Origin of the sequence: Pedobacter heparinus, from assembly GCF_032678725.1 — a bacterium.
Lineage (GTDB): Bacteria > Bacteroidota > Bacteroidia > Sphingobacteriales > Sphingobacteriaceae > Pedobacter > Pedobacter heparinus_A.
In genome coordinates, this window is sequence record NZ_JAVTSC010000017.1 from 128,573 (window position 1) to 139,469 (window position 10,897).

At 44.2% G+C, this 10,897-nt stretch carries 10 protein-coding genes; 3 read left to right on the forward strand and 7 right to left on the reverse strand.

Annotated features, from left to right (window positions below; genetic code table 11):
- Nucleotides 1-31 precede the first annotated feature (31 nt).
- The 3 genes from R2Q85_RS21955 (at nucleotide 32) to R2Q85_RS21965 (ending at nucleotide 3,322) form a co-directional block, all read left to right on the forward strand.
- Entirely contained in the window at nucleotides 32-1,363 is a 1,332-nt protein-coding gene (locus R2Q85_RS21955; protein ID WP_316813950.1) for an anaerobic C4-dicarboxylate transporter, read from the forward strand.
- A gap of 70 nt (nucleotides 1,364-1,433) precedes the next feature.
- The gene (locus tag R2Q85_RS21960; RefSeq protein ID WP_316813951.1) at nucleotides 1,434-2,432 is read left to right on the forward strand and encodes a fumarylacetoacetate hydrolase family protein; all 999 of its coding nucleotides are present in this window, start codon (nucleotides 1,434-1,436) and stop codon (nucleotides 2,430-2,432) included.
- 2 nt (nucleotides 2,433-2,434) lie between these two features.
- A complete protein-coding gene (locus tag R2Q85_RS21965; RefSeq protein WP_316813952.1) occupies nucleotides 2,435-3,322 on the forward strand; it encodes a flavin reductase family protein in 888 nt (295 codons plus the stop codon).
- Nucleotides 3,323-3,341: 19 nt separating this feature from the next.
- Here the strand turns inward: R2Q85_RS21965 and R2Q85_RS21970 are convergent, their stop codons facing one another.
- From R2Q85_RS21970 to R2Q85_RS22000, 7 genes are all read right to left on the reverse strand, one after another.
- Nucleotides 3,342-3,887, reverse strand: a complete 546-nt coding sequence (locus R2Q85_RS21970; RefSeq protein ID WP_316813953.1) for a C40 family peptidase — start codon at nucleotides 3,885-3,887, stop codon at nucleotides 3,342-3,344.
- A gap of 63 nt (nucleotides 3,888-3,950) precedes the next feature.
- Nucleotides 3,951-4,652 carry an SDR family oxidoreductase gene (locus R2Q85_RS21975; RefSeq protein ID WP_316813954.1) on the reverse strand — a complete coding sequence of 234 codons (702 nt, stop codon included), beginning with the start codon at nucleotides 4,650-4,652 and terminating at the stop codon, nucleotides 3,951-3,953.
- Entirely contained in the window at nucleotides 4,653-6,443 is a 1,791-nt protein-coding gene (locus tag R2Q85_RS21980; protein ID WP_316813955.1) for an aromatic amino acid hydroxylase, read from the reverse strand.
- 77 nt (nucleotides 6,444-6,520) lie between these two features.
- Nucleotides 6,521-7,006: a GtrA family protein gene (locus tag R2Q85_RS21985; RefSeq protein WP_316813956.1), complete on the reverse strand. Its 486-nt coding sequence runs from the start codon at nucleotides 7,004-7,006 to the stop codon at nucleotides 6,521-6,523.
- A 4-nt stretch (nucleotides 7,007-7,010) separates the two neighbouring features.
- Nucleotides 7,011-8,939 carry an LTA synthase family protein gene (locus tag R2Q85_RS21990; protein ID WP_316813957.1) on the reverse strand — a complete coding sequence of 643 codons (1,929 nt, stop codon included), beginning with the start codon at nucleotides 8,937-8,939 and terminating at the stop codon, nucleotides 7,011-7,013.
- A gap of 37 nt (nucleotides 8,940-8,976) precedes the next feature.
- On the reverse strand, nucleotides 8,977-9,672 hold the full coding sequence (locus R2Q85_RS21995; RefSeq protein WP_316813958.1) for a CAP domain-containing protein: 696 nt from the start codon (nucleotides 9,670-9,672) through the stop codon (nucleotides 8,977-8,979).
- Nucleotides 9,673-9,949: 277 nt separating this feature from the next.
- The gene (locus R2Q85_RS22000) at nucleotides 9,950-10,672 is read right to left on the reverse strand and encodes a copper homeostasis protein CutC (protein ID WP_316813959.1); all 723 of its coding nucleotides are present in this window, start codon (nucleotides 10,670-10,672) and stop codon (nucleotides 9,950-9,952) included.
- Nucleotides 10,673-10,897: the final 225 nt, after the last annotated feature.

Here is a 10,897-nt window from a genome sequence, read left to right on the forward strand (position 1 = left end):
ATCGCGAAATGAAATTAAACGAGTAAATACGATGGTTTGGATACAGCTGGCAGTTTTAATCCTGCTTATATTGATTGGTGCACGCATGAAGGGTATTGGCCTTGGTGTAATGGGGGCGGTAGGACTCCTCATCTTTGCACTGGGCTTTGGCCTTAAACCGACTACACCCCCGATAGATGTCATGCTCATCATCCTGTCAGTTGTTACGGCTGCCGCTGCTTTACAGGCTGCCGGGGGAATGGATTACATGGTCAGTATTGCCGAAAGGATCCTGCGTAAAAATCCAAACCACATCACCTGGCTTGGCCCGCTGGTTACTTATTCCTTTACACTTGTTGCGGGTACCGCACATATTATATATTCCTTACTGCCCATCATTGCCGAAGTAGCCACCAAAAAGCGGGTAAGGCCGGAACGGCCACTCAGTATTTCTGTTATTGCCGCCCATATGGCCATTACTGCAAGTCCCATTTCTGCTGCAACTGTTGCACTAACTGCTTTAATAGCTCCAAAAGGATATGAATTGACACACATTCTTATCGTCGCCATTCCGGCTACCATCATTGGTGTACTGGCTGGTGCGCTGGTGGCCAGCAGACAAGGAAAAGACCTGATGAAAGATCCCGAATTCCTGGAACGGCTAAAAGATCCTGAATTTGTTAAATTACTGGATGGTGATCAGACTGATCAAAGCCAGGAAAGAGTATTCAGTGCAGCGGCTAAAAGGTCGGTATATGTTTTTTTGCTGGCTGTGGTTAGTGTGGTGCTGTTTGCTGCCATTCCTTCGCTTCGTCCTTCATTTTTAACAGATGGTAAAATGCTGCCCTTACGTATGGTCGAGATGATTGAACTGCTCATGCTTAGCGCTGCGGCTGCCATTGTCCTAGTTACCGGAACACCTGCTGCCAAAGTATCGCAGTCCAGCATTTTTCGTTCGGGAGGTGAGGCGGTCGTTTGTATATTTGGTGTAGCGTGGATGAGTGATACCTATTTGCAGGCGCATATGCCTTTCTTTGAAACACATTTGAGTGCCTTTGTTACTGATCACCCCTGGACATTTGCCATCGCCCTCTTTGTGATGTCTATCCTCTTGTTCAGCCAGGCTGCTACCGTAAGGGCACTGATGCCACTTGGCATTTCCCTGGGCATCCCGGCGCCGGCATTGATCGCGATGTTCCCCGCTGTTAACGGAGATTTTGTCATCCCCAGCTATCCGACCCTGGTGGCTGCAATGGGTTTTGACAGAACAGGGACTACAAAAATAGGCCGTTTCCTGCTGAACCATTCTTTTACACCTCCGGGCTTAACTACGGTTATTGTGACCATTGCTGCCGGTTTTCTGCTTGCTGCCGTACTGTTGTAAGTTTTTGATGATTACGGCTGTTCGTTTAATTTTATATAGCTTTGAATAAAACTTAAAATTTATAAAGGTCATGAAGCTGGTATCCTATAAAACAGAAGACAGAGAACACCTTGGTGTTTTTGTAAACGGTAATATTTATAATTTAAACTCCTGCGATAAGCAGTTGCCTGATGAAATGAATGCTTTTTTACAGGGCGGAGAAGTTTTGATGGAACGCGCTAAAAAAGTAGACAGGCAGATCAGGGAGGGTGCAATGCAGCCCAAACAGGAAGCTTTTTTTGAATTGCTCGCCCCCGTTCCACATCCAAGTTCCTGTCGCGATGGTTATGCTTTCCGCCAACACGTAGCTGCGGCACGCCGAAACCGGAAAGTGGATATGATTGCCGAGTTTGACCAGTATCCGGTTTTTTATTTCACCAACCACAATGCCATCCAGGGCCCGGGAGAAATTGAATGTATGCCCGATCATTTCGAGAAGCTTGATTTTGAACTGGAAGTAGCGGTAGTGATCGGTAAAAAAGGACGTAACATTACTGCTGCGGAAGCTGACGATTATATCGCTGGTTACATGATCATGAACGACATGAGTGCCAGGACCCTGCAAAAGGAAGAAATGCTGTTAAACCTTGGGCCGGCAAAAGGAAAAGATTTTTCAACTGTAATCGGCCCCTGGCTGGTTACTCCGGATGAGCTGGAACAATATCAGACAACTGCAAAACCCGGCCATACCGGAAAGGCCTATGACTTAAAAATGACCTGTACGGTTAATGGCCAGCAAGTATCGGCGGGTAGCATGGCAGATATGGACTGGACCTTTGCCGAGATCATTGAACGCTGCGCATATGGTGTGGATATCTTACCCGGAGACGTTATTGGTTCAGGTACGGTTGGCACCGGCTGTTTCCTTGAATTGAATGGTACGGGCTTACTCAACAATCCTGATTTCAAACCCCAATGGTTACAGGATGGAGATGAAGTAGAAATGGAAATCACTGGTCTTGGACGTCTGATCAATATCATCAGGAAAGCCGATACTGATTTTTCTATCCTGGCATTGAAAAAAAGATAGCCATGCTGACAGTTAAAACTTCAGAACTGACGCCTGCAGAGCTCCAGAATTATATGCAATACGCGGTTGCGCCAAGACCCATTTGTTTTGCCACCACCATAGATGCAGCAGGAAACATCAACCTGAGTCCCTTCAGCTTTTTTAACATGTTCAGTACCAACCCGCCGCTTTGTATTTTTTCGCCGGCAAGGAGAGTGCGCGACAATACCACCAAGCATACGTTGGAAAATATCCTGGAAGTTAAAGAATGCGTGATTAATATTGTTAACTATGCCATGGTACAGCAAACCAGCCTGGCCAGTACAGAATACGCAAAAGGGATAAACGAATTTGAAAAGGCAGGATTTACCATGCTGCCTTCGCAACTGGTGAAACCACCGCGAGTGGCCGAAGCACCGGTACAGATGGAATGCATCGTTAAAGAGGTCATCCATCTGGGTGAAAATCCAGGTGCAGGGAACCTCATTCTGGCAGAAGTAAAACTGATTCATATTAAGGAAGAGATCCTGGATGACGAGGGCAGAATAGACCAGGCAAAAATAGATCTGGTAGCCAGACTTGGGGGAGACTGGTATTGCCGGGTTACCCCGGAAAACCTGTTTAAGGTGACGAAGCCTTTAACTACCTTAGGAATCGGCATAGATGCCTTGCCTGAGGCCATAAGAAATTCCAAAGTGCTGACGGGTAATGACCTCGGGATGTTGGGCAACATAGAACACCTGCCCACAACCGAAGAAATCGACGCGGTAAGAAAGCTTCCTGAAGTAAAGGAAATTATGGATGCTTCCATCGGCGATACCCTAAACCGGGAGCGTGAACTGCAGCAGCTTGCGCAGCAATGGCTGCATCAGGGAAATGTTAAGGATGCATTGAAGGTAGTTTTATTGTAAAGCTACCTTGTCATGAGGGCTATAAAATGCTGATTACTTTTAAAAAGCGTTTTTTGTAAAAACCCTCTTCCAGGCTGGAAATCGTGACACCTTTAGCTCCGCCAGAAGAAGAATGGATAAACTTTACTTCAGTACCATCTATGGCATAGATGATGCCTACATGTCCTGGCGTTCTGGAACGGCTGTTGGTTCCTGTAAACACAATCACATCCCCGATCTTTGCATCTTCCAGCTTTTTAGCCTCACCACTTGTGGCAAAATCCCTGGAGGAACGCGGAACCTTGAAACCAAAATTACTGAATACGTAGTTTACAAAACCCGAACAGTCAAAGCCCCGGCTTGGACTGCTGGAGGCAGACCTGTACCTGATGCCCAGCATTGATTTTGCAAAGTCCAGCAGCCGGTTGGGCGATTCCAGTTTTTGTGCCTGGTTTGTTGGGTTTGCCGTTGTCTGTTTCATCAGGTTTTTCACCAGTTCCTGGTACTGTAAAGGCACTGTGGTCTGCGACTTTGCCGCAGAAAAACTTAAAAAAAGAAAACAGAATACAATAAGGTGTTTCTTCATATGGATCAGGCTAAAGATATTAAAATTATACTTTAGCCCTAATAAATGTTGATAACTTCTTGATTATGGCGTTGTTACTGCCACAGGGAGGATTTTTCCGTTGAAAAACTTATGTGCTGTCCGTGCAAAATCAGCCACATACTTACCCATTTCGAATGCGAGTACAGGTGATTGATAGCCAGGAAAGGCCAGTTCGAGCATCTCTGTCTGCGCAGAGCCAAGAGCCAGGCAATTTACTTTGATCCCGGTGTCAACCAGTTCGAAAGCCAGGCATTCTGTCAGGGCGTGTAAGGCTGCTTTGCTCGCAGAATAAGCGGAAAGGCCTGGGAACTTTACACTACCCTGGAAGCCGCCCATACTGCCAATGTTTACAATATGACTGTCATTGCCCATTAGCGGCAGCAGGTTTTTGATCATATTGAAATGGCCCAGAACGTTGCTTTCAAACATATTCGCCAGGTCTGCAGCGGTGGTTTCTGAAAAGGGTTTGTTTACCAGGGCCCCGGCATTATTGATCAGGATATCAATATGCCCTAGTTTTTCTATTAAGAAAGGCACCAGTGCCGCATAATCATCATTTACAATGTCAAACTCAACAGGCAGCAGGGTGCAGTCAGGTGTAATGCTTTTTGCTATTTCCAGCAGTTTACGCAGTTTGTCAGCCGATCTGGCAATGCAAACCACCTTATTCTCCTTGTTCAATGTAAATTCTAATGCCGCTTCAAAACCTATTCCGCTGCTGGCGCCTGTCAATACAATATTCATTTAATGTGCTTCTTCCTCTGTAATCAATTGTGTAACCGGGTTTTCAATAACATGTAAACCGTCATTTATCAGTTTTGTATACTCACATTCGCTCGCTGATTTGAGCTCCAGGTAAATCCGGATTTCCTTTTCCAGTTCCGGGTATAATTGCTTATGATATAATATTTCCAGAATTTCCATAGCCGCAAGCCAGTCATATCGGTGTTCGGCTTTTAAACTGCTAAAAAGAACTGGCAATTGCTCATAAGCGGCATCGTTTTCCCTAACCTGGCGTACCGTCTGGTAAATGCCATGCAGTTTCTGGATTTTTTCATCATAAACCACTTTGTGGGTCTGTTTATTGCTGACGTGGGTAATTTCTTCGTAAGCATCTTTGTCGGCAGCACCGTTATACACAGCAACGATCTTTTCACCCACTGCCATGTCATAGGTGCCCCATTCCGGCTGGAACAGGATGTTGCCATTGCTTTCTTTCACGGTACAGTTTTCAAAGGTAATCAAGAAAGTCTTTTCATCTTTCTGATGAATGACCTTTACGATACCCTTTACGCTGATGCCACTTTCGAATTCGAGAATGGCCAGGTTAAAGGGTTTAATGCCGCATGTCAGCAATTGCCGAATGTCCATATCTTCCAAAGGGGTATCAATGCCCTTAAGCTTACCTACCGGTGATGAAAAACCGTCCTTGTGGTAATGTTTACCATGGTCCTTCAGTTGTTTATTGTCTATTGCCAAAGCAGATGGTCCGGTGGTTTTGATAAATGTAAGCTGGTCCTGCCCATCCAGCCCCATGTCTGTGAACACACCGGTAACCTGTAAGCCAGAACTGTAAACTGCTGTTGCCGGGTTTTTACATTCAATAGCTTTTACAATGCTTTCCGTGCCGCCCTTTCTAAAAGCCATGGTATCCGCAAAAGTTTCCAGCACATCAATCAGGTTCTGGAAATTCTCCGTCACAAACAATTGTGGCTGTGGCTTGGTAATGTCGTAGGTATAGTTGATGGTATCGGCATTGTACCATAATTTTGTCACTTCAGGTTTCATGCAGCCCGCACTTTCCCCTATTGAAGAGAGCAACCCTGCACCATAGATTTTAGGGTCTTCCAGTGTTCCGATCAGGCCGTACTCCACTGTCCACCAATGCAAACGGCTCAGTAAGGCCATTTCAGAAGGTTCGCCCATGTTTTCAGAGATCTGCTGTAACAGGCGTTCTGCCTTTGCAATCTCCGTATCATTGGCATCCACTGCCTCTTTTAAGATAGAAAGGTTCCGGATGGCCTCGTAGAGTTCAAAATCTTTAGCAGAGAACATGGCCTTTGCACCAATGGTGCCGAAATAACTCAGGTAATTGTTATAATCGCTGTCTGCAATAATCGGGGCATGCCCGGCCGATTCATGGATGATGTCTGGGGCGGGGGTGTATTCAATATGATTGATCTGGCGGATATCTGCCGCAATAACCAGTACCCTGTAGGCCTGATATTCCATAAATGCCGCCGGTGGTATAAAGCCGTCAACGGTAACTGCGCCCCAGCCAATTTTGCCCAGATTGTCGTTCATCGTTTGCAGGTCTGGGATATATTCAATACTTAAACCTGCGCTTTGCAGACCCTTGATGTAGGGGTAAAATGCCACTTGTTTTAAATAACTATAATTCTGGCGCATCACATAACGCCATACCGCCTGGTCTACAGGCGTGTATTTTTCATAGTGCTGCTCCACAATAAATTGCCGTAAATGCCTTGGGAGCTGAGCTACCTGTTGGTTATTAAAGTCATTAAAATCATTCATTGCATGAATTCTGTAAATATTTAAGCAGATGTGTAAAGTTACGCAAATAAAAAATAATGGCGGGAGCCAACAATGATCTATTTTCTTACTTTAAAGGAGAAATGCTTCTGAGAAAAGTAACTGAAAACGGCAAGGATTACTGTGATGATGATTTTTGAAATGGTTGGATAAAAGCCAAAAGCTTCTACCAGTACTTTAAGCATGGCATAATTGAGCAGTATATTGGTCGCTACTACTGATCCATACCGGAAGAGCTGAATCCGTCCTTTTAAGTTGGATTTAGTGAAAATCAGGTACTTGTTGAGCATAAATCCTATAAAAAAGGTAATGCAGGATTCGATAATGAAAGCAGCGATTGGAGCTGTAATTAAGCCTGGAAGCGGTGGAAAATTGAGGCGTACGTCTTCCTGGTGCAATATCCAGTTGTAAGCAATGTAATAGACGAGAATACCCGTAGCTGCCGTAGTGCCGCCCGAAACAATATACCTGAACGTATGCAAGGATAACCAGCGCGAAAAAGGGGTGTAAAAGAAGTCTATTATTTTTAATAAGGCCTTTCGCATGTATTTAATTCGCGGTTAGTTGGTTTGCTATCATCCGGTTATTGTATTGCTGCACAAAAGCTTTAAGGTATTTCTCCATCTGCTCTGCAACTAACGGTTCTTTTTCCAATATGTTGTTTTGGGTTAAGCGATCTGTTTTTAAATTATACAGGGAAAGGTTTATTTTTCCATCATTGATCAGTAAATAGTCTCCCTGGTAAAAGCTAAAGGTACCATCGTTATTGTTCACTACAAAATTATCTTTCCTTTTGTCAAAGGCATCAAAACCCAGGGCGAAATAAGGCTTGTCGTAGTGTAAATAATTCAAAACGGTAGGCATTATGTCTATCTGCTGTACATTTTTGTCAGCCTTTCCTTTTAAATCTCCTCCCGGGTAATAGAATACAATCGGAATGGAAAAATAACCTGGTGTGGTTTGATATTCGGGAAAATACGATACGGTAGCATGGTCTGCACACAGTACAAACAGGGTGTTTTTATACCAGGGCATAGCCGATGCCGCTCTGAAAAAATTGCGCAGGGCCATGTCTGTATAGCCCAGTACTTCCTGTACCTGCAAATGACCTTTAGGAAATTTACCTGCGTACTGGTCCGGCAACTTGAAAGGGTGATGGGAGGAGAGGGAAAAGAAGGCAGAGAAAAAGGGTTGCTTCAGCGTGTTCATGGTTTGGGCCATGTACTGCATAAAAGGATCGTCCCAAATGCCCCAGGTGCCATCAAAATCCTCGTTTTTTTTATATTCGTTTTGTCCGAAATAGTGTTTGATGCCTGCCAGGTGGGTGTAAGAAGAAAAGCCCATAGAGCCATTGGGTGCCCCATGAAAAAAGGCTGTTTCGTAGCCCTTATCACCCAGTAGTTTGGCAATACTCGTGGTTTTATTACCTGAATATACCGAAAGGACAAAAGGCTCCCGGATAGAGGGGATGCCTGAGATCACTGAGGGCAGGGCATCTATCGATTTACGCCCGTTGGCATAGGTATGTGTAAAGGTATAGCTCTGTTCGATCAGCGAATCAATAAACGGGGTGAAGCCTTTATATCTTCCACCCATCAGGTCTTTATTTAAACCACCCACATGTTCCTTACCCAGACTTTCTATGATCAGGAACACCACATTCAGCTTTTTAAAAGCAGCGGTGTCTTTTGGCAGGCGTATGGGATTATACAGGGTGTTTAGTGTTGGCTCATCATAATAATTGACGGGCTTTAATTTAGATGCCTTTAAAGTCCTGAATATGCAAAAAGGGGTGTTCAATACCAGGCTCATCTGATCTGGCGTATCTACAAATTCCCCGGCATTGCTCAGGGTAATCGGCCTTGTACCAGAGCCCCATCCGCCACGTGCGCCGGTAAGGCAAGCCAGGGCAATGGCAAACATCAGTACGGTTTGCAGTACATAGTCCGGCCATTTAAAATTTTCTGCTTTTTTAACACGTACCAGTTCATACAGCTTTACAAAAGCCCATATGATCAGGGCATAAAGAATAAACAGGTACCAGTAGTCGGCCAGAAAATCCATGAACAATTTAAACTTGTTCTGTTCGTTGCTGAACTGACTGAAAAATGTAGCCGTAGTCCGTTTAAGTGTGTATTTATAATAGGCAAAATCGGCAAAGTTGGCCATAATGCCTATACTGTTACTGATGATGAAAATCCATTTGCAAAAGCGCTGGTAACCGTCATGGTACTTGAAAGGAGCTGGGACTACCTGCAGTAAAATAAAAACAGCATTGATGTAAATGAGTGCAGAAACATCAAATTTTAACCCTCCCCATAGCATGTACAGGTATTTGGACAGGGTAACGTGCTGAAACAGACCGTGGTTAAAAAAATAAAAGCCTAACCTGCATAATGTATATAAAACCAGTAAGATCAGGAACCTGTAAGCAAGCGCCAGGTAAAGATTTACCGCTGTAGTATTTTCTCTTTTCAATTGTTGTGATTTGCGGCTGCCAATTTAAGTAATTTTTTCATCGGGACGGATGTGGCAGGGCTACAAAATCGATAACTGCACAGTAACGATAGGTTTTGTGTGATTGTATACTTACACCTACCGTATTTAGCTGATAGGAGGTGTTTAAGATCATCTTTCTGTGCCCCAGATCGGGCACGCCTTTGTCTATCAGTAATAAACAGACATTGCCCAACCCGGTTGAAAAGCCGAAAGCCAGGTTTTCTCCGTTTGATTTATTGGGGTACATTTTACCGATCCTGTCTTTTACCGTCCGGCCATCGCTTGAGTTATGTGCCGCAAAATTGTTCTTGTTCAAATCTTTTGCGTGTTGTCTGGCCACCCAGCTCAGCGCTTCATCGGGCCAGAAAGCGGGCAGCAGTTTGATGTTTTTCAGATCGTTCTTCAAACTCCTGTAATAACTGTCGGTCCGGCTGATCTTTAACCTTTCGTAATTGCTGTATTGCTTCATTTTTTCATTATAATCGTCAATAAAGTCTTGCAAAAAGGTGTTAAAAAAGCGTTCCCCATCCATACGTACCAGGTTCATGTAAATGACGATGTCTTTTTCTTCGCCGGTCAGGTAGGGTGCATTTCCTGCGGTATTGGCCATTTTTAATTCTTCTTTAGTCCAGGCATCCGCATTTTGCGCTTTAAGGGAGGCAGGTATACATAGGAAAGAAAGTGATATAAGGAGGATTGATAAGGACTTCATGGTGTAGGCTGAGCAAAACTTAAGCCATTATTATGGGGATGAAAATTACGATTCTCTTCATCGCCTGCACAATTTCAGTTTTTCCGTTAAGGAAAAACTGAAAAGACGCCAGGTCGCTTCAGAGAAGGTAATTTTTCTTTTTGGAAGGGGTTTTCGTGGAGAAAGTAATTTTTCTTTTTTAGAAGGGGTTTCATTGGAACAGGTAATTTTTTAGACGGAAGGGGCATAGGAAAAGATAATTTTTTTCAAAGCAGGTGGTTAAAGTTTGTAATGCCTTTTATAATTCTGTTCTATTTGCCAGCGCGATCAGCTGTTTTACCATATACTCATCGGCTGCAGCTCCCATACGGAGATTGATGTTTCTAAACCGCATTTCGCTGGCGACGCTTTTACTTGCAGAAGCATGAAATTCTTTCGCTCCGGTCTGTCTGATCAGCGATTGGATATTATTTGCATTAATGCCGGCACCCGGCATAATGCTGATCCGGTCTCTGGCCTGTGCAATCAGCTTCTGCAACATTTCTGCTCCTTTTAACGCAGAAGATTCGCCTCCGGAGCTGAGCAGTCTTACACAGCCCAGTTTAATGATGTCTTCCAGCGCTTCTGGCAGATTATTGCTGAGGTCAAATGCCCGGTGGAAAGTGACATGCATGTTACCTGCAAGCGCGATCAGTTCTCCGCAACGTTCCTTATCTACACTGCCATCGTGCTTTAAGATGCCCAATACCGCGCCATCACAACCGAGTTCCCTGCATGCTTTAATGTCTGCTTTCATCAGTTCAAACTCCAGGTCTGTATATAAAAAATCTCCTCCCCTTGGCCTGATGATCGGGTAAACCTGGATGTTCAGCATTTTTTTTGCCATTTCAATCTGCGAATAGCTCGGGGTGGTGCCACCTTCCGGTAAATTATCACAAAGCTCCACCCTGATCGCACCACCTTCCTGGGCTGCAAGGGCAGACCGCAGGGAATTGGCGCATACTTTCATATTGACCATCATCGTTTAACAGCATTAAAAAATATTTATATAAAATTTAGTATTATGTATAACATTATAATTGCATTAGTTTGTTTGAAAATTAACGCACTGACTGGCAAAGATAAGCGTAAGGCGTTCGAATTTTAAATGAACAAAATCAGATAAACTAAATTGTTAAAAATGAAACGTAGAGAATTTATTAGAAGCAGCGCATTGGCTACAGCTGGATTTACCATCCTTCCTACG

Coding starts and splice junctions, on each gene's coding strand:
- R2Q85_RS21955 (WP_316813950.1), top strand. CDS start 32: ATGGTTTGGATACAGCTGGCAGTTTTAATCCTGCTTATATTGATTGGT.
- R2Q85_RS21960 (WP_316813951.1), top strand. CDS start 1,434: ATGAAGCTGGTATCCTATAAAACAGAAGACAGAGAACACCTTGGTGTT.
- R2Q85_RS21965 (WP_316813952.1), top strand. CDS start 2,435: ATGCTGACAGTTAAAACTTCAGAACTGACGCCTGCAGAGCTCCAGAAT.
- R2Q85_RS21970 (WP_316813953.1), bottom strand. CDS start 3,887: ATGAAGAAACACCTTATTGTATTCTGTTTTCTTTTTTTAAGTTTTTCT.
- R2Q85_RS21975 (WP_316813954.1), bottom strand. CDS start 4,652: ATGAATATTGTATTGACAGGCGCCAGCAGCGGAATAGGTTTTGAAGCG.
- R2Q85_RS21980 (WP_316813955.1), bottom strand. CDS start 6,443: ATGAATGATTTTAATGACTTTAATAACCAACAGGTAGCTCAGCTCCCA.
- R2Q85_RS21985 (WP_316813956.1), bottom strand. CDS start 7,006: ATGCGAAAGGCCTTATTAAAAATAATAGACTTCTTTTACACCCCTTTT.
- R2Q85_RS21995 (WP_316813958.1), bottom strand. CDS start 9,672: ATGAAGTCCTTATCAATCCTCCTTATATCACTTTCTTTCCTATGTATA.
- R2Q85_RS22000 (WP_316813959.1), bottom strand. CDS start 10,672: ATGATGGTCAATATGAAAGTATGCGCCAATTCCCTGCGGTCTGCCCTT.